Here is a 22276-nt window from a genome sequence, read left to right as displayed (position 1 = left end):
CCATCCTCCGCCGTCGGGCGGCCCTTCCGCCCGACGACCCGAACGCTCACCCCTGCCCCAGGGGCAAGGTCAACGTCCTCGACGCGCCCGAGACCGCTCTGCTCGAGGGAGTTCCGTCCGGCTAGCCGAGCGCGCCCTCGACCGCCGCCACGAGCTCCGCCGCCTCCGGCTCGACCTGCGGCGAGAAACGGGCGACGACCTCGCCGTCCCGCCCGATCAGGAACTTCTCGAAGTTCCAGCGGACGTCCCCGCGGTGACCCTCGGCATCGGCGAAGCCGACCAGCCGCTCGTACAGCGCGTGCCGCCCCTCCCCGTTGACCTCGACCTTCTCGGTCATCGGGAAGGTCACGCCGTACGTCGCGGAGCAGAACTCGGCGATCTCCTCCGAGGTGCCCGGCTCCTGCCCCATGAACTGGTTGCAGGGCACGCCGAGCACCGTGAAGCCCTTCGCCGCGTACTGCTCGTGCAGGCGCTCCAGCCCGGCGTACTGCGGGGTCAGCCCACACTTGGAGGCCACGTTCACGACGAGCACGACCTGGCCCGCATACCGCGCGAGCCCGGCGGACCCGCCGCTCAGAGCACCGATCTCAACATCGAGGGGGGAGGAACCGTTGGTCTCTTTGGTCTCTTGAGTCGTCATGTCCCGGATGCTAGCTCCGGGACATGACGAGACATGAAAGGGAGTGGCACACGCCACGCGACGCTCCCGTGCTACGCGGCCGCCCCCACGCCGCCGCCCCGTCCACCTCACCGGTGGGCCCGCCGACACGCCGGCACGCCGACACGCCGGCACGCCGAACACCGCGCACCGTCGGCCCGCTCGTCATCCTCCCGGGGACGACGAGCGGGCGGGAAGCCGATACGGTTCGGCTCCCCGCCCGCTCACCCGCTCACCGAGCGTCTTACGCCTTGCGCGCCACTCCGCAGTAGGCGTCCACGGCCTTCTCGTCGTGCTCGCCCGGCGCCCCGGCCTCGGGCCGCCACTCCGGGACCCGTACGACTCCGGGCTCCACCAGCTCCAGGCCGTCGAAGAACCCGGCGATCTCCTCGACCTCGCGTACGTAGTACGGCACGGCGCCGCTCGAGTTGTACGCGTTCGACGCCGCGATCATGCCCTCGCTCGTCGCCGTACTGTCGCTGATCACGAGGTAGCTGCCCGAGGGGAGCCCGGCCATGAGGCGGTTCACCAGGTCACGTGCCTGCTCGTAGTCGGCGACATGGCCGAGCGTGTTGAGGATCATCAGGGCGACCGGCCGGGACAGGTCCAGCGTCCCGGCGGCGGCCCGCAGGACGGACTCGGGGTCGTAGAGGTCGGCGTCCAGATAGTCGGTCCGGCCCTCGGGCGTGCTGGTCAACAGCGCATTGGCGTGGGTCAGCACGATCGGGTCGTTGTCGACGTACACGATCCGCGCGTCCGGAGCGACGCGCTGCGCCACCTGATGCGTGTTGTCGGCGGTCGGCAGTCCCGTACCGACGTCCAGGAACTGCCGTATCCCCTCCTTCCCGGCCAGGTGCGTGACAGCCCGCCCCAGGAACTGCCGGCTGGTGTGCGCCACGTCGACCAGCCCGGGGAAGATGTCCTTGATCTGCTCCCCGACCTCCCGGTCGACCTTGTAGTTGTCCTTGCCGCCGACGAAGTAGTTCCAGAACCGCGCCGAGTGCGGCTTCGTCGTATCGATGCGGGCACGTGTCTCGAAACCGGCGCTGTCCTGAGTAGTGTCCTCCGACACGGCTGAGCCTCCTGTGATGAGCGTGACCAGTGAGGCCAACCTAGGCGAACTCGCGGCGGAATCCTCCTGGTTGCCGTCAAACGGGGTGCCCGGCACACCTTCTTCCGGCCACCGCGGAACCTCCCCGACTCCGCCTGCCGGGGCGTCATGGGCGGTGCTCGAGGGCTGTCGTCAGGAAGCCGTCAAGGTCGTTCGGGCTGCCGTAAGGGAGCCATCAAAGGTGCTCGGGTCGCCGTAAGGAAGCCATCAACGGTGCTCGAATCCGGTCACTGCGGAGTTTTCCTCGTACGTGTCAGATTCCTCCCCGCACCTCTTAGGAGCTTGCGATGGCCGACGTGGCCTTCGTCGTCACCACGATCGCGGTGTTCGCGCTCGTGGCCCTCATCGCCAAGGGGGTGACGAAGCTGTGACCGCCGAGAACGTCGTCGGCCTGATCGTGGCCGTCGCCCTGGTGGGTTACCTCGTCCTCGCCCTGATCCACCCGGAGAGGTTCTGAGCCGCACATGAGCCCCGTCCTCGCCGGCCTGCTCCAGCTGCTCGCGCTCATCGCCGCGCTGGCGCTCGCCCACCTCCCTCTCGGCAATCACCTGGCCAGGGTCTACTCCTCCGGCACGCACCGGCGTGTGGAGCGGTGGATCTACCGGGGCGTCGGTGTCGACCCGGACGCCGAAATGCGCTGGCCCGCATACCTGCGCGGCGTGCTGGTCTTCTCGGTGGCCGGTGTCCTCTTCCTCTACCTGCTCCAACGGCTCCAGGGCGTGCTGCCGGGCTCGCTGGGCTTCGCGTCCATCGACCCGGACCAGGCGTTCAACACCGCCGTGTCCTTCGTGACCAACACCAACTGGCAGTCGTACTACGGCGAGCAGGCCATGGGCCACGTCGTGCAGACCGCCGGGCTGGCGGTGCAGAACTTCGTGTCGGCGGCGGTCGGCATGGCGGTCGCCGCGGCGCTGGTGCGCGGTTTCGCCAGGTCGCGTACCGGTGAACTGGGCAACTTCTGGGCCGACCTGGTCCGCGGTGTCGTCCGCGTCCTGGTGCCGCTCGCCGCGGTCGCCGCGGTCGTGCTCGTGGCCGGCGGAGTGATCCAGAACTTCTCCGGCATCCACGAGGTCGGCCAGTTCGTCCATGGACACGGCACGGGCGGCTCGCAGGAGTGGAACGGCGGTGCGGTCGCCTCGCAGGAGGCCGTCAAGATGCTGGGCACCAACGGTGGCGGTTACTTCAACGCCAACTCGGCCCACCCCTTCGAGAACCCCACCCCGTTCACCAACCTGTTCGAGCTCTTCCTGATGCTGCTGATCCCGTTCTCGCTCCCGCGTGCCTTCGGCCTCATGGTCGGCTCGGTCAGGCAGGGCTACGCGATCCTCGCGACCATGGCCACGATCTGGGCCGGTTTCGTCGCCCTGATGATGTGGACGGAGTTCACCCACCGGGGCCCGGCCCTCGAGATCGCGGGCGGCGCGATGGAGGGCAAGGAGGTCCGCTTCGGGATCGGCGGCTCGTCGATCTTCGCGGTGTCGACCACCCTGACCTCCACGGGCGCGGTGGACTCCTTCCACTCTTCGTTCACCGGTCTCGGCGGCGGCATCACGATGCTCGGCATGATGCTGGGCGAGATCGCGCCCGGCGGTGTGGGGTCCGGCCTGTACGGCATGCTGATCATGGCGGTCGTCGCGGTGTTCATCGCCGGGCTGATGGTCGGCCGGACCCCCGAGTACCTCGGCAAGAAGATCGGCGGCCGCGAGATCAAGTTCGCCGCCTGCTCCATCCTGATCACCCCGGCACTGGTGCTGGTCCTCACGGCCGCGGCGATGGCCCTGCCCACGCCGGGCCACTCGATGACGAACAGCGGCGCGCACGGCTTCTCCGAGGTCCTGTACGCCTACACCTCCGCCGCGAACAACAACGGCTCGGCCTTCGCCGGCCTCGACGCCGACACCCAGTGGTTCAACACCACCCTGGGCCTGGCGATGCTGCTCGGCCGTTTCCTGCCGATGGTGTTCGTCCTGGCGCTCGCGGGCTCGCTGGCGCGGCAGATCCCCGTCCCGGCCACCGCGGGCACCCTGCGCACCGAGAAGCCGCTGTTCACCGGCCTGCTGGCGGGCGCCGTCCTGATCATCGCCGGCCTGACCTACTTCCCGGCGCTCGCGCTGGGTCCGCTCGCCGAGGGGCTGGCGTCATGACCACCGACACCCAGAACCACGAGGACCCGATGTCCACAGCCGCTCCGCACCGGACGCCGCACAGCGACGGACCCGCCGGGCCCGCGTCCAGCGGGTCCGCGCCCGCCGTATCCGCGACGGGCGACCGGGTCGGCGCGGGCCTGTTCGATCCGAGGCAACTGGTCAGGTCGCTGCCCGACGCCTTCCGCAAGCTCGATCCACGCCTGATGGTGAAGTCGCCCGTCATGTTCGTGGTCCTGATCGGATCCGTCCTGACGACGGTGTTCTCCTTCCTGGACCCGGGCGACTGGTTCGGCTGGACCATCAGCGCCTGGCTCTGGCTGACCGTGCTCTTCGCCAACCTGGCGGAGGCGGTCGCCGAGGGCCGCGGCAAGGCACAGGCCGACACGCTGCGCAGGGCCACCACCGACACCGTCGCCCGCCGCCTGGCCGGCGGGCGCGAGGAGCCGGTGCCCGGTACCGCACTGCGGATCGGTGACCTGGTGGTCTGCGAGGCGGGCGACATCGTCCCCGGCGACGGTGACGTCGTCGAGGGCGTCGCGTCCGTCGACGAGTCGGCGATCACCGGGGAGTCGGCACCCGTCATCCGGGAGTCCGGCGGCGACCGCAGCGCGGTCACCGGCGGAACGACGGTCCTCTCCGACCGTATCGTCGTCAGGATCACGACGAAGCCGGGTGAGACCTTCATCGACCGGATGATCGGCCTGGTCGAGGGCGCCGCACGGCAGAAGACACCCAACGAGATCGCGTTGAACATCCTGCTGGCCTCGCTGACCCTCGTCTTCCTGCTCGCCTGCGCCACCCTGCCGCCGCTCGCGGACCACGCGGGCGCCCACCTGACGACGGTGGTGCTGGTGGCGCTGCTGGTCTGCCTGATCCCGACCACGATCGGCGCCCTGCTCTCCGCGATCGGCATCGCGGGCATGGACCGTCTGGTGCAGCGCAACGTGCTGGCCCTGTCGGGCCGTGCGGTCGAGGCCGCCGGTGACGTCTCCACGCTGCTGCTGGACAAGACCGGCACCATCACGCTCGGCAACCGGCAGGCAGCGGAGTTCGTGCCGGTGCGCGGGGCGACCGAGGCCGAGCTCGCCGACGCCGCCCAGCTCTCCTCGCTGGCCGACGAGACACCCGAGGGCCGCTCCGTCGTCGTCCTGGCCAAGGAGAGGTACGGGCTGCGCGAGCGCCGGCAGGGCGAACTCGCCGGCGCCGCATGGGTGCCGTTCACCGCGCGGACCCGGCTGTCGGGCGTCGACGTCGACGGCCGCAAGGTCCGCAAGGGCGCGGCCGGTTCGGTCGTCGCCTGGGTCGGGGCGCGGGGCGGCACGGTGGCCGAGGACGCGGAAGCGACCGCCGACCGCATCGCCGAGGCGGGCGGTACACCGCTGCTGGTTGCGGTCGAGGACGACCGGGGCGCCCGTGTCCTGGGCGTCGTCCACCTCAAGGACGTCGTCAAGGAGGGCATGCGGGAGCGGTTCGAGGCGCTGCGCCGGATGGGCATCAGAACCGTCATGATCACGGGCGACAACCCGCTGACCGCCAGGGCGATCGCCGACGAGGCCGGCGTCGACGACTTCCTCGCGGAAGCCACCCCCGAGGACAAGATGGCGCTGATCGAACGGGAACAGGACGGCGGCAAGCTGGTCGCGATGACCGGCGACGGCACGAACGACGCGCCCGCGCTGGCCCGGGCGGACGTCGGTGTGGCGATGAACACCGGTACGTCGGCCGCCAAGGAGGCCGGCAACATGGTCGACCTCGACTCCGACCCGACCAAGCTCATCGAGATCGTGGAGATCGGCAAGCAGTTGCTGATCACGCGCGGTGCGCTGACGACGTTCTCCCTCGCCAACGACGTCGCGAAGTACTTCGCGATCATCCCGGCGCTGTTCGCGGCCGTCCACCCGGGCCTGGACAGGCTCAACATCATGGGCCTGTCCTCGCCCGACTCCGCGATCCTGTCCGCGGTGATCTTCAACGCGCTGATCATCGTCGTGCTGGTCCCGCTCGCCCTGAGGGGCGTGCGCTACCGGCCGGTGAGCGCCGACCGGCTGCTCCGCCGCAACCTCGCCGTCTACGGCCTCGGCGGGCTGATCGCCCCGTTCATCGGCATCAAGATCATCGACCTGATCGTCTCGCTCATCCCCGGGATCGGCTGAAGCACATGAACATCTCCGTACCCCACACCGCCCGGCTGCTCGGAGCGGGTCTGCGCGCCCTTCTCGTCCTGACCCTGGTCACCGGCGTCCTCTACCCGCTGCTGATCACCGGCCTCGCCCAAGGGCTGTTCCCCGGCAGGGCGAACGGCTCGAAGACCGAGGCGAACGGCCGGGTCGTCGGCTCGGCGCTCATCGGCCAGTCGTACAACCTGCCGCTGAAGGAGGGGCAGCAGACCCCTGAGCCGGACCTGAAATGGTTCCAGGGCCGCCCGCAGAACGGCCTCGGCGCCAACAGCGTCAACACCCAGTACGACCTGATCCTCTCCGGAGCCACCAACCGTTCCGCGGACAACGCGGAACTCGTCCAGTGGGTGAGGGACGCCAAGGCCGCCGTCATCAGGGACAACTCCGTCGGCGGATACACCGTCAAGCCCTCCGACGTGCCCGCCGACGCGGTCACCTCCTCCGGCTCCGGCCTGGACCCGGACATCTCCCCGGCGTACGCGGACCTCCAGGTCCACCGGATCGCCGAGAGGAACGGCCTGCCGGTCGGGCACGTCCACCACCTCGTCGACGAGCACACCGAGGGCCGCACCCTTGGCTTCCTCGGCGAACCCCGGGTCAACGTGCTGGAACTGAACATCGCCCTCGAACGACTCGTGACCGAACACTGAGGGCGGGCACGGGCACGGGCACGGGCACGGGGTCAGGGACACGGCACGGGAGCCGACGTCCGCAGAACCTTTCACTCGCACGGGCTGAAATCTGTCATGGCTGATGTAGACATGCCTCCGCGAGAGGGTTAACGTGTCTGCTGTATCCAGGAAGTCAGCGAGGCGCGGCAGGCATGAACTGCCCGCAGGCATCAAAGGTTGTGGCACGGCGGTGGAGCGGTGGGGCCGGAGTAGGCTTTGGGTCCCCTCGCTGGTCGCCGGGCCGGGTGGCCTCGTGAGGGCCGCCGGCAGTACGCAGGACCCGCAGTACCAAGAGGTTTGTCAGAAGAAAGAGAAAAGGAGGCGAACGCCATCAGGATCGCCCGGGCGAGAACGGTTCGCTCGGGTACCGCAGGCCCCGGAACGGAAGGTGGTCCCACGGTCACTCATCCGCGATCCCCGCACTCTCCGCCCCTCTTCGGGGGCTGGTGCGGAAACAGGAGGCCGGCCTCGTAGGAAGCCGGTCGATGGTGTTACAAATCCCTCGGGGCCTTGGTGCCGTACGGCACCAAGGCCCCTCGACGCATTCCCCCATCAGAGGTGCAGATGACCGCAGACACACCGCTCGACCGCATCGACGACGACGACTACCCCGCTTACACCATGGGACGGGCAGCAGAGATGCTCGGTACCACGCCCGCTTTCCTGCGGGCTCTCGGCGAGGCCCGGTTGATCACGCCCCTGCGTTCCGAGGGCGGCCACCGCCGCTACTCCCGCTATCAGTTGCGTATCGCTGCCCGCGCCCGGGAGATGGTTGACCAGGGCACCTCCATCGAGGCGGCTTGCCGCATCATCATCCTGGAGGACCAACTCGAAGAGGCCCAGCGCATCAACGAGGAACTGCGACGCGGTGATGTCGGGGCCGGCCACAAGGCGGACGCCTGACCTGCGCCTTCCATCGGACGGGAGCCCCGCCGGGTCCGGAGCCGACAACCGCCGGTCGGGCCGGGCGTCGCAGTCCGGCCGGGACGGCGGCCCGAGGAGACGCGGGGCCGGTGCCGTCGTGTCGATCTTCGGACCGGCGGTCGCGACTCCGACTCCCGCCGTCCGATCCGCACACGAGGTACTGGTCGCGCAGACCACGGCTCGCAAGGCGCCCCCTGCGCCCTCACCGCTGTCCTGGCACCGGCTCGCGGTTCCTCCCCGTCGGTCAGATGGACAGGGGGGCGCCGAGCAGCGCGGAAGCCCGCTGGAGCGGGTCCACGATCCTCGCGGCTGCCGCCTCCGCGGTCTCTGCGGCCCGGGGGGCGGTGCGACAGGTGAAGCCGAGCTGGGCCATGGCCCTGAGGACTTCGCCGCCGCTGAAATCACGGCGGTCCTGGCGGGTGATGACCTGGCCGACCTGCTTGGCGGGGTAGTGGCGGCGCCCGATGATCACGGAGTCGCCGGTGACCGGCTCGGGCTTGACGCCCTTCATCGACTCCAGCACGCCGGCCTTGGTGAGCTCGAACGGAAAACGGGCGATGACACAGCGCACGATGCCTCACAAGGAAAGGAAGAGGAGAAGAAGGGGGACCGCCCGTGGTGGGGCGGTTCCGGGTTCCGGATCCAGGGTTCTAGGCCGCCGCGTCGGAGACGGACCGCCGTGCGGGCGCGCGCCGGGCCGCCGGAACGGAGCGGCGCCGGCCGCGTGAGGTGGTGCCGCGCTTGGGGCGTTCGACCACCGGTGCGGTGATGACGACCGGGATGCCGGAGGGGGCCTGGGCGCCGGTGATGCGCTGCAAGGCCTCCGCGCCCGCCCGGACCTGGGTGGTCTGCGGGACGATGCCGGCCATTGCCATCAGGCGGGTCATGGCGCGGCGCTGGTTCGGGGTGACCAGAGTGACGACACTGCCGGACTCACCGGCGCGGGCCGTGCGGCCGCCGCGGTGGAGGTAGTCCTTGTGGTCGGTCGGAGGGTCGACGTTGACGACGAGGTCGAGACTGTCGACGTGAATGCCGCGCGCGGCGACGTTGGTTGCCACCAGCACGCTGACGTGCCCGTCCTTGAACTGCGTCAGCGTACGGGTGCGCTGCGGCTGCGACTTGCCCCCGTGCAGGGACGCGGCCCGCACCCCGCTGTTCAGGAGGTGCTCGGTGAGGCGGTCGACGGCGTGCTTGGTGTCCAGGAACATGATCACGCGGCCGTCGCGTGCGGCGATCTCGGTGATGGCCGCATTCTTGTCGGCACCGTGGACGTGGAGCACGTGGTGCTCCATCGTCGTGACCGCGCCGGCCGACGGGTCGACGGAGTGCACGACGGGGTCGCTCAGGTAGCGGCGCACGAGCAGATCGACGTTGCGGTCGAGCGTGGCGGAGAACAGCATGCGCTGACCCTGAGGGCGGACCTGGTCGAGCAGGGCGGTGACCTGCGGCATGAAGCCCATGTCGGCCATCTGGTCCGCTTCGTCGAGGACGGTGACCAGGACCTGGTCCAGCCGGCAGTCGCCGCGTTCGATGAGGTCCTTGAGGCGGCCGGGGGTGGCGACGACGATCTCGACGCCGCGGCGCAGCGCGCCGGACTGCCTGCCGATCGGCATCCCTCCGACGACCGTGGCCAGGCGCAGCTTCACGGAGCGGGCGTACGGCGTCAGCGCGTCGGTGACCTGCTGCGCCAGCTCACGCGTCGGCACGAGGATCAGCCCCAGCGGCTGCCCGGGCTCCGCGCGCTGCCCGGCCGTACGGGCCAGCAGGGCCAGCCCGAAGGCGAGGGTCTTGCCGGAGCCGGTGCGCCCCCGGCCGAGGACGTCACGGCCGGCGAGGGAGTTCGGCAGCGTCGCGGCCTGGATCGGGAACGGGACGGTCACGCCCTGCGAGCCGAGCGCGGCCAGCAGCTCCGCGGGCATGTCGAGATCGGCGAAGCTCGCCACGGCGGGCAGCGCCGGAGTGATCGTCTTCGGGAGGGCGAACTCACCCTGCAGCGCGGCGGGGCGGCGGCTGGGACCGTTGGAACGCACCGGTCCGCCGGAGCGGCTCGGGGACGATGAGCCGAACCGTTTGCCGCTGCTCCCGGGGGCGGCGATGCCGTTCCGGGTACGGGAGAATCGGTCGTTCGTGCGTGTGCGGTTCATGCGGGACCTTCCTTGATGCGGCACATATCAAGGAATTCCCGCAGCAGTGAGCAGCATGGAGAATTGCAAGAACGGCCGAATGGGGCGCGAAATAAATCGTGCGCCATGATGTGATCGGGAGGGGAGGTTCTGACATCCCCGAAAAGGGAATCCGTGTGCGTAAGCCCGCGGATTCCGCAGTTGTCCCGCAGGTGAAACCACTGCGGAACGTGCATACAGCTGGGGCCCGCACCCCGAAGGATGCGGGCCCCAGCTGTAAGTGTGCGTCGACGTCAGGCGGGAACGATGTTCTCGGCCGTCGGGCCCTTCTGGCCCTGCGCGATGTCGAAGCTGACCTTCTGGCCTTCCTGAAGCTCACGGAAGCCCTGGGCAGCGATGTTCGAGTAGTGGGCGAACACGTCGGCGCCGCCACCGTCCTGCTCGATGAAGCCGAAGCCCTTTTCTGCGTTGAACCACTTCACGGTGCCAGTAGCCATGTCTTTTTCTCCTTCGGGGCAGTGAATCGGCATCCGCACTGTGCGGATGCCGCGTCGCCGCGATGATCACCCCGCCCGGAAAAGACCGGCGCCAAAAGGCACTTCCAGTGGCGAAAACGCCGACTGAGAAGGACTTGGAATTCGGGAACCACAACTGCAACTGAGACCGACAGTAGCACGTTACGGCGGCCCGTGTGCGTGGAAGAATTCCGCTCCGGTCGTTACTGCAAGGAAACTGTCCGCACGGTTCCGTAAAACTCTCACTCCGCGGATACAGATATAATGGTGTCCCGGCCCCGCTGGTCCGTAAATTCCCTACTCCGGCCACGAAGACGAAGATCCGCACCGGTGAAGGCGGACAGCGGCGTACCGGAGCCGGGGTCGATGCGTTTCGGCCGCCGTGCCGGAGCGGCATCGCCGCTGCGGGCCCCGGCGGACCCTGCGGAGCGGTTCAGCCGCACGGGGGCAGGCCCTGGAGGCCGACCCTCCGCGCAGCGGTACCGCGCAGTCGAACCCCGTCGGCCGCGCGTCTTCGGCCGCCAAGGCGTTGAGCGTGTGACGTGCGGTCGCCCACTTCCGGGTCGGGAAGGGGACGGGCGACGTCGGCCTGAACCACCGCGCCGTCCGCGCAGTCCGGGTCGACCTGCCCGGCGACGGCGGTCCGGTCGATGCGGGTGCGCCGGGAGATCTCCCTGAACAGCGCGCAACCGTCACACGGGGCTCCGCCCGGCGATACTGCCGGCCGGGTCGTCGAGCAGGGCGATGCGGGCGGTGACGCGTTTGCCGACGGGCTCGCGCCGGACCGCGAGACTCTGCGCGACGGCCATGACGATCTCCAGCCCGTGCTGCCCCACCCGCTCGGCATCGGTGGCCCGGGCCGTCGGCAGGACCGGCTCGGAGTCCCACACCACCACCTCCACCACGTCCCCTGTGATACGCAGGTCCATCAGCACGGGGCCCGGTGCGTACTTGCGCGCGTTGGTGACCAGCTCGCTGACCACCAGCTGGGTCAGATCCAGGGCGCGCTGCGAGACGCGCAGGCCGTGCTCGGCCTGTATCCGGGTGAGGAAGTCCGCGGCGAGGTGGCGGGCCCGGGCGATGGACGCACCCTCCCCTGCCAGAGCCACTGTGGTCTGCAAAGCCGGCCGGTCGGGCCGGTCCGGCGTGGCTCCGTCCTCGCCCATGGGCACAGGTTCCATCCAATCGCCTTCGCTTCCCGGCTCACACCCCCGCGCATACCCGAGTTCGCGCTGGTACACGCCCTGCACACCCCCGCCGGGCTCCCTTCCCCAGCGGCGGAGCATCGTCCTAGCCGTGCGGGGCAGCACTTCGGGCGGAAGGTCTGATGTGCAAGTATCACCGACATGGCCGAGGAACCAGCACCGGACAGCGAACGAGCCGGGCAGCCCGGCGGACTGTCGGTCACGACCACCGCCGCCGACGGCATCCGCGTGATCCACCCGACCGGGGAGATCGACCACCACACCTGCGGACAACTGCAGCAGGCCCTGAACACACTCACTGCCGACCGGCCCCGCGTGGTCGTCGACCTGAGCCGGGTCACCTTCATGGACTCCAGCGGCATCAACATCCTCATCGCCGCCTACAAGAACGTCACCGCGGCCGACGGCTGGATCCGACTCGCCGCACCCACCGCCCCCGTGCTGCGGGTCCTCCAACTCGTCCGCGTCGACGACCTCATCCACTGCTACCCCGACCTGAGCCAGGCCCTCGCCCCTTGACCACGCACACTTCCCCCGGGCACCGGACCGGAGGGGAGGCCGGGACCCGACGCGGCTCGTCATACGCGCGTCCACGGCGGCCCCGCCGGGTGACAGGACACACCACAGACTGAAGAGCCCCTGTCAGGGTCGTTACCCGTACCGCGCGTACGAAGACCCTCCCGCCCGTGGGACGGAGGGACCTCCGACCAGGTGCTCCCCCATGCCCCTGGCGGGATTCGAACCTGCGACACCTGTTTGGGGAGTTCGATCCGAACGCGGCCCGGCGACGTCCCCACACGGTCGGGTCGAACGCACCAGGCCGGGCTTGGGCATTCGCGTCCGGTGCTGTTGATGTCACCTGCGGATGTCAGCCGGAGCCGGAGCCGGATCGCGGCGACGGCGACGGCGACGGCAACGGCAACAGCACGGCGACGGTGCGGTGGAAGACGTAGGCGTTTGCCCCTTCCCTGTCCCGGCCGGGCATCCGACAGCGGATCCGGGAAACAAGTCCTATAGGTGACTTTCCATATCCATATGGTTGCTAAGAGTGGCGGGGCTGCGGAGTGGTCCATAACGTCGGGAGCATGAGGAAATACCAGGCCACATGCCTTAGTTGCGCCATCGCACCCCTTGTCGTCGGCATGGGTGCCCTCGCTCCGGCCGCCTCCGCCCAGAGCAGCCCCGAGCAAGTGGTCCGTCCGGGCCAGTCCCTCCAGAAGGCCGTCGACGCGGCCACACCCGGAGCCACCGTCATCCTGGCGCGGGGCACCTACCGCGGAAGCGTCACGATCACCAAGCCGCTGACCCTCCGGGGCGCGGGCGAGAAGACCGTGATCGTGCCCGGAAAGGAAGAGGAAGCAGGAAGTGCGTGCGCCAAGGCGGGGAACGGCATCTGCGTCACCGGCACGGACGAACAACCCGTCACCGGGGTGCGGATCCAGTCGCTGACCGTCGAAGGGTTCAAGAAGAACGGTGTCTCGGCCACGCGCACCGACCAGATGGAGGTCCGCCGGGTGACCGCCCGGGACAACGGCCAGTGGGGCATCGCGCAGGATCGCTCCACCCGCGCCTCGTTCCGCTACAACACCGCAAGCGGCAACGGCGACGCCGGGCTCTACACCGCCAACGTGTTCGAGGCCGACGCGGAGAGCAAGACCTTCGACACCCGTGGCACGGTGATCAGCGGCAACCGCCTGACGGGCAACCGGATCGGCATGACCACCCGTCGGCTCGGGAACCTCACCGTCGAGCACAACGTCGTCACCGAGAACTGCGCAGGTGTCTTCGTCGTGCTGCCGCGCACGGTGGGCGACCTGACCGTCCGCCGCAACGCGGTCTACGAGAACAACGCATACTGCCCCGCCGCCGCGCGCCTGCCCCACCTCCAAGGGGTCGGCATCGTCCTCGTCGGTACGGAGAAAGTACTGGTGACGCAGAACGCGGTCCACGACAACGTGGGTGACTCGCCGTATTCCGGCGGGATCGTCGTGTTCGGCAGCATGGACGGCGTCTCCAACGACCGGAACGTCGTCCGCGACAACCTCGTGCTGGGCAACAGCCCGGCGGACCTGGCCACCCGCGACGCCAAGGGGAAGGACAACACGTTCATCAACAACGTCTGCCAGACCTCCGAACCGGCCGGTACATGCTGACCGGTGGGGCCGCGGCGGCCCGGGACAGCCGTCTCCGGGAGACGCCAGCGCGATGACCACGGGACGACGACCACGGGTGGACTGAACGTTTGGCGGGGGCTTACGGCTTGATGGCACCGGCCCCTGCCGAACGTGCCGCTGCCCTTGGGCGACTGGTCAGTGCCCGAGGAGAGGTCGAGTCTGCTCGTCTCCGGCACGACAAGGCTCGGCTCCCGACCCCTCGGTTGCGGCTCACGGCGCGGGACCGGGCAACTGCCCGGAAGGCTTACGACGAGGCCGCAAGTCAGCGACCGGCCTTTCGTACCGGCCGGCCCGATGGATGCGAACGCGGGAAGCCGCCCTCCAAGCTGGATGAGGAGGGCGGCTTCGCCGTCCTCCGGGACGCTCCCGCCGGTCTCGCAGTCGTCGTGCGACAGGAAGAGGTACGCCATGCGCCGCAGCTCGCCGACTTCCGCGGGGGACGGGCACCTGCCCGATGAAGTCCAGCGGCTCCCCGGTGTCGTGCGGGCCCTCGGCACCCTCGACGGGACGTGGCAGCAGCATGCCCGGACTGCAGCCGCCGGCTCCGACGGACCCTTCGGCGTCTCTCCCCTGGACTCCGAGGGGTTCACATGCCGGGGGCGCGGAAGGTGACCTGCCGGCGGGTGGCCTCGTCGATCTCGTCGAGGGTGAGGAGAGGGGTGGCCCGGGTGCGGAGGGCTCCGCCGGCCTTGACGGTGAGGCTGACGGCGGCCATGGAGACCGGGTCGGGGAAGTCGACGATGAGCACGATGTCGTCTTCTCCGAAGGCGAAGTACATGGCCTCGACCTGCCCGCCGAGGCCGGTGACGACCTGGTCGACAGCGGCGCGACGGCCGCTCGCGCCTTCCTTGAGCAGCCCTTTGGTGCCCTCGGGCGTGTAGGTGGCCTGGATGAGGAACTTCGGCATGGGGATGCTTCCTGTCCATCGCTTGTCGGGTGTGCAAGGGACTTCCCGCTGTCACATCGGCCGCTGCTCGCGGACGACCGAATTCACTCGTTGGAACCCGAGCCTTGTTCCACCGACCGCTGTCGAGGAGCTGTGAGAGTGCCGAGCTTTTGCTGCCCGGCTCGCCGAGCACGCCATGACGCGTCGCACGGCCGCAACGCAAGGCCGCACGGCCGCAACGCAAGGCCGCGCGGAAGTGACGCGGGAAGCTGCGGGCCGTCATTCATCAGCGGACCAGGCCCGCTCCGAGCCCCCTGCCGGCGGAGAAACCGCAGGTAGCGGCTTGAGCAAGCCGAGATCGCCATCGCCCCTCGCTGCGGCCGACCTGGTACGAGGGAGCCGATGCGGCGAGGGCGCCGGCGAGAGGTACGCCGGGGCTCCTGGTGTACATGCGGAGTTCACCGTGGGAACCCGAGCCGGCAACCGAGCCCTTCACGGAGATCGTCACGGTATGCCCAGCCCCGTCAAGTCGAGCACCGGTGCGGCGGCCAATTACGCTGTCGAGCCGCTGTCAGGAGCCCGTCGTCATGATGGACAAGCCACTCCCGAGACGTGCCACCACTGTCTCCACCGACCGCGTCGGCGGGGCGGACCGGGCCAGGAATCCGTGGTGGGACAACGCCCGGTTCCTCTCCGCCGCGCTGATCGTGATTCTGCACACCGGCGGCAGCCTCCTGGCGCGAGAAGAAGTACTGCACTCCTTCCACATCGCCACCTGGGCCTTCCGGGTGCCCGCCTTCGTCATGCTGGCCGGTGTGTTCAGCAGTGCGGGGCCCCTCGGCCCCCGTTCCCTGCGCACCCTGCTGCAGAGCATCGTGCTGCCCGCCCTCGCGTTCAGCTTGCTCTACTCGCTGGAGAAGTACTGGATGGGCAACGAGTTCATCGTGCATGTCGTCCAACTGCCGTGGACTCTGTGGTTCCTGATGTCCCTCTTCTTCTGGCGGCTGCTCCTGCCGCTGGTGGTCCAGCTGCGTCACCCCCTGCTCGTCACCACGGGCGTCGCCCTCGCCGTGGGGTACGTCGAGGAATTCGGGTTGGCCTTCTCGGCGAGCCGCACGCTCGTCTACCTCCCGCTGTTCTACCTCGGCTGGCGGATCGGCCAGGGCTTCCTGAACACCTGGTTCACCAGCCGCTGGAGCCTGTTCGTGGCGGCCGCCGGGATCCTTGCCTCCTGCGCCGTGGGGTGGCTGTGGCACAGGGACATCAAGGGCAACTGGCTTTCCATGCGCCATCCCTACTCCGTCGCCGACCCGCTGAGCCTGGAATGGGCCTGGGTCATCCGACTGCTGGTACTGGCCTCGGCCGCGGCCCTGGTGCTCTGTCTGCTGCGGCTGATGCCCCGGCGACGGCTGCCGCTGATCACCACGCTGGGCGCCGGCGGGTTCACGATCTACCTCCTGCACCCGCTGGTCATCTTGCCGGTCCGGGAACTGGGCTGGATATCACGGGTGAACACCCCGGTCGAGATCGTCGGCCTGGTGCTGTGCGCGATTCTGCTGACGATGGTGCTCGGATCCCCGCCGGTGCGCCACCTGGTCCGTCCGCTGACCCGGCCGTCCACCGGCTGGCTGTTCGCCCCCGCCACGCCCGGGCCGCAGCAGCCGGAGCGGGTACCTGCCCACGTGCCACCCGTACCGGAGCCCGTGCGCACCCCGTAGTCCTCCGCGGCGGGCCCCTCGTCACTCTTTGGATGCGGCGCCCCCCAGTGAGGGTGTACGACACGAGGCCGGTGGAGTCCCCACGGCCCAGTCAACCGACGGGCTGCCGTCCATCAGCCGAAGGACGGCAGCCCACGCCGGGCACAAGTTCCAGGAACCAGCCGCATCCTTATCAGGTCGATCAGGGGGAGTCGGGCACATCGGCTTCAATGGGCTGGACGACCTCCTCACCGTCGTACCGGTCACCCGCCCGAAGGTGCCCCACGAAGGTTGATGCCAGGGCGCCGGTGCGCTGGGAGCGCAACGGACTTCGTGGTGCGAGCGCGGCGCGGACGCGATCATGTAGAAGAGCCGGTTCGGAGGACCAACTCCCTCGAACCGGCCCTTGGGCACTGTGCCTCCGGCAGGATGCGAACCTGCGACACCCGCTTCAGGAGTTTTCCTGATCAAGGTCCTGATCTGGGTAAACGTTGCTTTGAGCGCGTCTGGCCCGGGAAAACAGGCTATGGCCGCCATGCCGCAGGAGCGGTGTTTCCTCGGTGTGTTCTCGGGGTCAGTTCGCGCTGCAGGAGATCGTTGGCCAGGTCCGGTTGCCGTTGTGCTGGATGGTGACGCCCCAGTTGTTGCCGTTGCCGTTGGGTTTGGCGGTCAGTACCTGGGAGCTGGGGTAGGTGGCGCTGACGTTCCAGGTGGAGAGGACCTTCGCGGGGGAAGGGATGTTCATCGTCGCGGTCCAGTTGCTGGAGCCGGTGACCGAGACGTCGAGGTTGTACCGGTCGCTCCACTGCTGGCCCGCGGACAGGGTCGCGCTGCATCCGCCGCTTCCGCCGCCACCACCGGAGCCGCCGCCGTCGGGTGCCACGGCGCGGCCGGTCTGCGGCGAGATCATTCCGGCGCACAGGCCACGACCGGCCAGCCCCTGTGCGATCCGCGGAATCGCGGCGAGCGAGTTGGCGGACCAGTCGTGCATGAGGATGATCTGGCCGTCGGTGAGCCGGGCGGCGGCCTGCACGATCGCGTCGGTACTGGCGCCGTTCCAGTCCTGCGAGTCGACGTCCCAGATGATCTCGGTCAGACCGTACCTGGCCGCGACCGACTTCACCGTCGAGTTGGTCTCGCCGTACGGCGGGCGGAACAGTTTCGGAGTGCCGCCGCCCGCGTTCGCGACGGCCTGCTGGGTCCGGGAGATCTCCGAGTCGATCTGAGCCTGGCTCTGCTGAGTCAGGTGCGGATGGGTGTAGCTGTGGTTGCCGACCCACATGCCGGCATCGACCTGGGCCCGGACCTGCGCCGGGTTGGCTGCGGCGTACTGGCCCTGGTTGAACATCGTGGCCCGCAACCCGTTCTGCTTGAGCGCGTTGAGCAGGTTCGGCGTACTGCCGGACGGTCCGTCGTCGTAGGTGAGCCCGACATATCCGTTGCAGGCCGCGGCCTGGGCCGGGGCGGCGTTGACGGTGAGGGTGCTCGCGGCGGCCATCGCGACGACGGCCAGCCGCGTGACCAGGGAGCGTAGCGAGAGATGCGGTCCGGTTCTCATGCGGAGTGGTCCTCCTTCAGCATCGTTGATTCGCGGGTCAGTTCGCGCTGCAGGAGATCGTTGGCCAGGTCCGGTTGCCGTTGTGCTGGATGGTGACGCCCCAGTTGTTGCCGTTGCCGTTGGGTTTGGCGGTCAGTACCTGGGAGCTGGGGTAGGTGGCGCTGACGTTCCAGGTGGAGAGGACCTTCGCGGGGGAAGGGATGTTCATCGTCGCGGTCCAGTTGCTGGAGCCGGTGACCGAGACGTCGAGGTTGTACCGGTCGCTCCACTGCTGGCCCGCGGACAGGGTCGCGCTGCATCCACCGCTTCCGCCGCCACCACCGCCGGAACCGGTGCCTCCCACCGTGATGTTGGAGCTGCCGCTGCTCTGGTATCCCTCGGTCGCCATGATCATGTAGTAGTTGAAGGTCCCCAGGGGCATTCCGGCGCGGGTCCAGGCGTCGAAGTGGTTGCCGGTGGTGATGGTTCCGCCGGTCCGCTTCGACTGCCGGACGCTCCAGTACTGGTCGAAGGTGCGGGTGCCCTCGACGGACGGGGCGTTGTACCGCGTCGTCTTGTAGATGTCGTACGTACCGCCGTCGCTGGTGACGGTGCCCATGAACGTTCCCGTGGGCCGGTAGGTGCCCCAGTTGTCGACGATGTAGTACTCGACGAGCGGGTTCGACGTCCATCCGTAGAGCGTCAGGTAGGCGTTGCCGGACGGATTGAAGGTGCCCGAGTAGGTCACGGCCCTGCGTCCGCCGTTGGCCCAGCCCTTGCCGGCGACGAAGTTCCCGGTGTTGCGCCAGGAGGTGCTGTAGGTGCCACCGGAGCTCAGGGTCATGGAGACCGTGCCGGGTGCGTCGGTCCAGAACGAGTAGTAGTAGCCGTTGTCGGTGCCGGTCTGGTTCGTGGTGACGACCGTGTCGGCGTGGGCGGTGCCGGGCAGGGCTACCGAGGCCACAGCGACCAGCACGGTGGTGCAGAAACTGCTGATGAGCAGCCTGAAGCGGCTGAGTGGCCCGAAGCGGCCGTGTCTGCGGCTCGCGTGGTGTGCGGATACGTCGTTCATGTGCGTGCTTCCTCCTCGTCCTCGTGAGGCCGGTGGGGGATCAGGCAGCGTGACACGACCCTGCGGAGCAGGTGACGGCGACCGCTTGTGCGTCGCGCGACGCGGCCGGACTTGGCCGGTCGCGGGGGTGCTGGGCGACCGGAGGACCGGGGCACGGTGGCGACCCGGCTCGACAGTGAGGGAGCGCTGTCGATGGCGAACAGTTTTGATGTGGGCCCGTCAACTGTCAATAGTTTCGGTAGTGATCCCAAAACATTCGCTCACGGCGGACTCTTCGGGTGTGCGTTTTACCTGGTCTGACTCATGCGCATCGACCGAATTGAAAATTGATCACTGAATCCATCAGATTCGAGAGCGAGATGAGGGATCGATCATTCGAATGTTTCGAATCTCTTTACGATCTGTGGCGCGAAGTGTGGGTCGGGGTCGGGCGTGATCGTCGTCGGCCCGTCATCGCAGGCGCCAGCCTGTTGGCGGCCGAGCCCGGACCCTCGCCGGTGAGCGCTCAGTGGCGAACGCGCAGGGGGTGCGGAGTGCTCCCTGGCCCGGCGACTCGGCCGGTGAGCGGATTCGTCGCGTCCATGACATGAAGGCCACCTGGCAGCAAGACCGGGCGTGGTGGGGAATGGCTCTGGGTGTACGGGTCCGCTCGCCAAGGGTGCCGTGAGGTGGCGAGAGGCGTGCCTCGGGCGTGTGCGGGAGTCCCGCTTGCCCTTCTCGCAGGGAGCGCTGCACATGGTGTGCAGGCAGTCCGGTCCCTCTGTCGGGTGAGCGATAAGCGGTGAACAGGTGGCCTGGGGACGTGGACCCCAAGGGGACTCTGAATCGCGAAAAGGAGCCTCCTGTTCGAAAACGGGAGGCCCCTCAACCCCTCTTGCCTGCTGCACAGTCTGTGCCCCCGACAGGATTCGAACCTGCGACACCCGCTGTGGGGGAGAGGCTGGGATGCCTTGCCGGTGACCTGCGCTTCTCTGCTGTACACCTTGGGTGACTTGACGGGTATGGGCGAGGTTGTTTGCGGCTGGTGAGGGCGCTGGGGTGGGTGTCGCCAGGGCCTGTTCACGCTGGGTGAGGGTGGCCCCGACAGAGGGTGGCGCGTGCCATGAAAAGTGCGATTTCGCCGGTTCCAGCCACTGCGATCAGCCGCAGGTGATCGGTTGCTGTTGCTCATTCGGGCGCACACCTTGTGCGCGTTTCGGCCGCGATGCCCAGGATTGGCCTCGCGATGTGTTCCCTCATGAAGGTGAAGGGCTATGCCGACGTATGTCACGTTGCTGAACTGGACCGATCAAGGCGTCCGAAACTACAAGGACACCGCAAAGCGTGCCGAGGCCTTCGCCGCAGCGGCGCAGAAGCTCAAGACGAAGGTCCTGAACCTCTACTGGACCGTCGGTTCGTACGACCTCGTGGCCGTTGTCGAGGCACCCGACGACGAAACCGCCACCGCGGTGCTCCTGCAGCTCGGCGGAGTGGGCAACGTCCGTACGACGACCCTGCGGGCCTTTGAGCGAGAGGAGATGGATCGCATCATCGCCAAGACCGCTGGCTGAGGGCATGTCGGCCTTGATTCCAAAAGGCCCCGGACCTTGATGGGTCCGGGGCCTTTTCTGGTGCCCTCGGCAGGATTCGAACCTGCGACACCCGCTTGAGGAGTTTCCCGGGTCAAGGTCCTGAACTGGGTAAACGCTGCCTTGAGTGCGTCTGGCCTGAGAAAACACGCTTCGGTGGTTCTCGTATGTTCACGGGGTTTCCCGGCCTCATGTGTGCTGAATCCGTTCCGCCGGGTCGAAGCCGACGCTTCCCGGCGGTGGCGCTGCCGTCGCGAACTCATCGGGTGCGTTCGCACGGAGTGGCTGCTCAGCCGCGACGAAGGGATCTCGCACGCGGAAACCGCGAGACGCCCGAGTAGGTCATCACGGTGGTGGTTCTCGGACCGCCGCGACGTCCTGCTCCCGGCTCGGTAGCAGACGACCCAGCGCCAACCGTGCCACGCGCGGCCAGTCGGCCGCCGCTCCGCTGCCTCGCAGCGTGTGAGGGCGGCGGCGTGGCACGCGGACCCGGAGTGCACCGGGCGCGCTGCGGCACACGACGGGTGACGGCAGGACGACGTGTTCTCCGTCGATGCCGACCGGGAGGGTGTCCCCGCCGGCTTCGACGACGACTTCTTCGGCGTTCAGCCGGATGAGCCCCCCGGAGCGTGGACCGCGCACGATGCGCGCTGCCTCAGCGGTGTTGCCGACCCGCACGCACACCAGGCCGAGGAGCCCCGAGTCCAGCCGCTCCCTGCGCCCCGGACGGGCCGCGTCGACGGCACGTCCGTAGGGGTTGTTGCTGATGAGCAGTGCCTGGAGCCCGTCGATGTGCGTTCGGCCGGCCCGTGTCCGCAGGCTGAGCGCGTCCTCGCCGGTGAGGAGGCCGGGGAGGGTGCGCAGGGTTGTGCGCGTCTTGGCATCCCGGTACGCGGGGTCGGTGACGACGGACGCGTACGTTCCGAACGAAGCGTTGTTGACGAAGACCCGGTCCGCGGCGTACCCGAGGTCGATGCGGAGTTCGACGCCGTCGCTCAGGGCTTGCAGGGCCGCAGCCGGATCGTCGCGGTCGAGGCCGAGATCGAGGGCGAAGTGGTTGCGGGTGCCCGCGGGGATCACCACGAACGGCAGGTCGTGGCGCGCCGCGACCTCGGCCACCAGTGCCTGGGTGCCGTCGCCTCCCGCCACCGCCAGCAGGTCGGCTCCCTCGGCGACGGCCTGCCGGGCCAGCTCGGTGACATCCTGGCCCGCGTCGAGCAGGACCACCCGGCAGCCCGCCGCCCGCGCCTTCTCCGCCAGCCGGAAACGGCCCACCTTGCCGCCGCCGGAGCGTGGATTCATGAGGATCCAGGGGGCGCGGGGTGCCGTGACGACAGCCTGTTCGGAGGCGGTGCGACCGGGTGCCAGGGCCGTACGTGCCGCCGTGACGGCCAGCGCCCACAGGACCAGGGACAACAGGGCCGGTCCCAGCAGGCCGAACGCGGCGTACAGGGCGAGCACGGTGACCGGCGCGGCCACCGACAGGACTCCCCCGAGGACACGGAGCACACCTGTGTGTGCCAGGACCCACCACACGCCGACGGCGGCGAGCGCGAGCCCCGCGATGCCGACCAGCACCCACAGCACGCTCCGCAGCCCGGCGACGACGAGCGGCACCAGGATGCTTCCGAGGAGGGCGAGCAGGGCGAGGCGGGCCGGTCCGGCACCGCCCTCGCGTACGGTCGCGGCCCCTGCCTCACCCGATCCCCTCGGGCTGCCTCCATGTCGTCCCACCTGTCGGCCTTTCTCCTCGCGCTCCCGGGCACGCGCCGGCCTCGCCCTCTCTCACGCCGTCCGCGCCGTGCCGGGGC

General features: G+C 69.0%; 19 protein-coding genes. 9 read left to right on the top strand and 10 right to left on the bottom strand.

What is annotated here, in order from left to right; genetic code table 11:
- Window positions 1-121: 121 nt before the first annotated feature.
- Together AOK11_RS13945 and AOK11_RS13940 are read right to left on the bottom strand one after the other, a co-directional pair.
- A complete protein-coding gene (locus AOK11_RS13945) occupies window positions 122-640 on the bottom strand; it encodes a glutathione peroxidase (RefSeq protein WP_055594021.1) in 519 nt (172 codons plus the stop codon).
- A 262-nt stretch (window positions 641-902) separates the two neighbouring features.
- Window positions 903-1730: an SAM-dependent methyltransferase gene (locus AOK11_RS13940; protein ID WP_055594020.1), complete on the bottom strand. Its 828-nt coding sequence runs from the start codon at window positions 1728-1730 to the stop codon at window positions 903-905.
- 406 nt (window positions 1731-2136) lie between these two features.
- Here AOK11_RS13940 and kdpF point away from each other — a divergent pair, with 406 nt between their 5' ends.
- The 5 genes from kdpF to AOK11_RS13915 all read left to right on the top strand — a co-directional run bounded on the left by kdpF (window position 2137) and on the right by AOK11_RS13915 (window position 7667).
- A complete protein-coding gene (gene kdpF, locus AOK11_RS13935; RefSeq protein WP_055594019.1) occupies window positions 2137-2226 on the top strand; it encodes a K(+)-transporting ATPase subunit F in 90 nt (29 codons plus the stop codon).
- A gap of 7 nt (window positions 2227-2233) precedes the next feature.
- Window positions 2234-3913, top strand: coding sequence for a potassium-transporting ATPase subunit KdpA (kdpA, locus tag AOK11_RS13930; protein ID WP_055594018.1), 1680 nt, complete (start codon window positions 2234-2236; stop codon window positions 3911-3913).
- Complete coding sequence (kdpB, locus tag AOK11_RS13925) at window positions 3910-6069, top strand: potassium-transporting ATPase subunit KdpB (RefSeq protein WP_107098581.1); 2160 nt, start codon at window positions 3910-3912, stop codon at window positions 6067-6069. Before kdpA ends, kdpB begins: the two co-directional genes overlap by 4 nt.
- A gap of 5 nt (window positions 6070-6074) precedes the next feature.
- On the top strand, window positions 6075-6743 hold the full coding sequence (locus tag AOK11_RS13920; protein WP_055594017.1) for a potassium-transporting ATPase subunit C: 669 nt from the start codon (window positions 6075-6077) through the stop codon (window positions 6741-6743).
- 585 nt (window positions 6744-7328) lie between these two features.
- Complete coding sequence (locus AOK11_RS13915) at window positions 7329-7667, top strand: MerR family transcriptional regulator (protein WP_055594016.1); 339 nt, start codon at window positions 7329-7331, stop codon at window positions 7665-7667.
- Window positions 7668-7932: 265 nt separating this feature from the next.
- Here AOK11_RS13915 and AOK11_RS13910 read toward each other — a convergent pair whose 3' ends face one another.
- From AOK11_RS13910 to AOK11_RS13895, 4 genes are all read right to left on the bottom strand, one after another.
- Entirely contained in the window at window positions 7933-8259 is a 327-nt protein-coding gene (locus AOK11_RS13910; RefSeq protein WP_055594015.1) for an SCO5918 family protein, read from the bottom strand.
- Between the two features lie 79 nt (window positions 8260-8338).
- A complete protein-coding gene (locus AOK11_RS13905) occupies window positions 8339-9832 on the bottom strand; it encodes a DEAD/DEAH box helicase (protein WP_055594014.1) in 1494 nt (497 codons plus the stop codon).
- Between the two features lie 272 nt (window positions 9833-10104).
- Complete coding sequence (locus AOK11_RS13900) at window positions 10105-10308, bottom strand: cold-shock protein (RefSeq protein WP_030224351.1); 204 nt, start codon at window positions 10306-10308, stop codon at window positions 10105-10107.
- Between the two features lie 710 nt (window positions 10309-11018).
- Window positions 11019-11507: an ATP-binding protein gene (locus AOK11_RS13895; protein WP_055594013.1), complete on the bottom strand. Its 489-nt coding sequence runs from the start codon at window positions 11505-11507 to the stop codon at window positions 11019-11021.
- 165 nt (window positions 11508-11672) lie between these two features.
- Here AOK11_RS13895 and AOK11_RS13890 point away from each other — a divergent pair, with 165 nt between their 5' ends.
- Window positions 11673-12050, top strand: coding sequence for an STAS domain-containing protein (locus AOK11_RS13890; RefSeq protein ID WP_055594012.1), 378 nt, complete (start codon window positions 11673-11675; stop codon window positions 12048-12050).
- A 566-nt stretch (window positions 12051-12616) separates the two neighbouring features.
- Complete coding sequence (locus tag AOK11_RS13885; protein ID WP_055594011.1) at window positions 12617-13684, top strand: right-handed parallel beta-helix repeat-containing protein; 1068 nt, start codon at window positions 12617-12619, stop codon at window positions 13682-13684.
- Window positions 13685-14291: 607 nt separating this feature from the next.
- Here the strand turns inward: AOK11_RS13885 and AOK11_RS13875 are convergent.
- Complete coding sequence (locus AOK11_RS13875; protein ID WP_055594009.1) at window positions 14292-14612, bottom strand: GYD domain-containing protein; 321 nt, start codon at window positions 14610-14612, stop codon at window positions 14292-14294.
- 566 nt (window positions 14613-15178) lie between these two features.
- Between AOK11_RS13875 and AOK11_RS13870 the strand changes: the two genes are divergently transcribed.
- Window positions 15179-16309, top strand: a complete 1131-nt coding sequence (locus AOK11_RS13870) for an acyltransferase family protein (protein WP_055594008.1) — start codon at window positions 15179-15181, stop codon at window positions 16307-16309.
- Between the two features lie 553 nt (window positions 16310-16862).
- On the opposite strand, the gene AOK11_RS13865 is transcribed toward AOK11_RS13870, so the two are convergent.
- Together AOK11_RS13865 and AOK11_RS13860 are read right to left on the bottom strand one after the other, a co-directional pair.
- A complete protein-coding gene (locus AOK11_RS13865) occupies window positions 16863-17846 on the bottom strand; it encodes a polysaccharide deacetylase family protein (protein ID WP_055594007.1) in 984 nt (327 codons plus the stop codon).
- A gap of 37 nt (window positions 17847-17883) precedes the next feature.
- Window positions 17884-18897: a glycoside hydrolase family 11 protein gene (locus AOK11_RS13860; protein WP_055594006.1), complete on the bottom strand. Its 1014-nt coding sequence runs from the start codon at window positions 18895-18897 to the stop codon at window positions 17884-17886.
- A 1253-nt stretch (window positions 18898-20150) separates the two neighbouring features.
- Between AOK11_RS13860 and AOK11_RS13855 the strand changes: the two genes are divergently transcribed.
- Window positions 20151-20447, top strand: a complete 297-nt coding sequence (locus tag AOK11_RS13855) for a GYD domain-containing protein (protein WP_055594005.1) — start codon at window positions 20151-20153, stop codon at window positions 20445-20447.
- Window positions 20448-20810: 363 nt separating this feature from the next.
- Here AOK11_RS13855 and AOK11_RS13850 read toward each other — a convergent pair whose 3' ends face one another.
- Window positions 20811-22199 carry a diacylglycerol/lipid kinase family protein gene (locus AOK11_RS13850; RefSeq protein WP_055594004.1) on the bottom strand — a complete coding sequence of 463 codons (1389 nt, stop codon included), beginning with the start codon at window positions 22197-22199 and terminating at the stop codon, window positions 20811-20813.
- Window positions 22200-22276 lie beyond the last annotated feature (77 nt).

This window comes from Streptomyces hirsutus (genome assembly GCF_001418415.1).
GTDB lineage: Bacteria > Actinomycetota > Actinomycetes > Streptomycetales > Streptomycetaceae > Streptomyces > Streptomyces hirsutus.
Note: the sequence above shows the minus strand (reverse complement) of the source record. Positions and strands in the feature narration are given on the sequence as shown.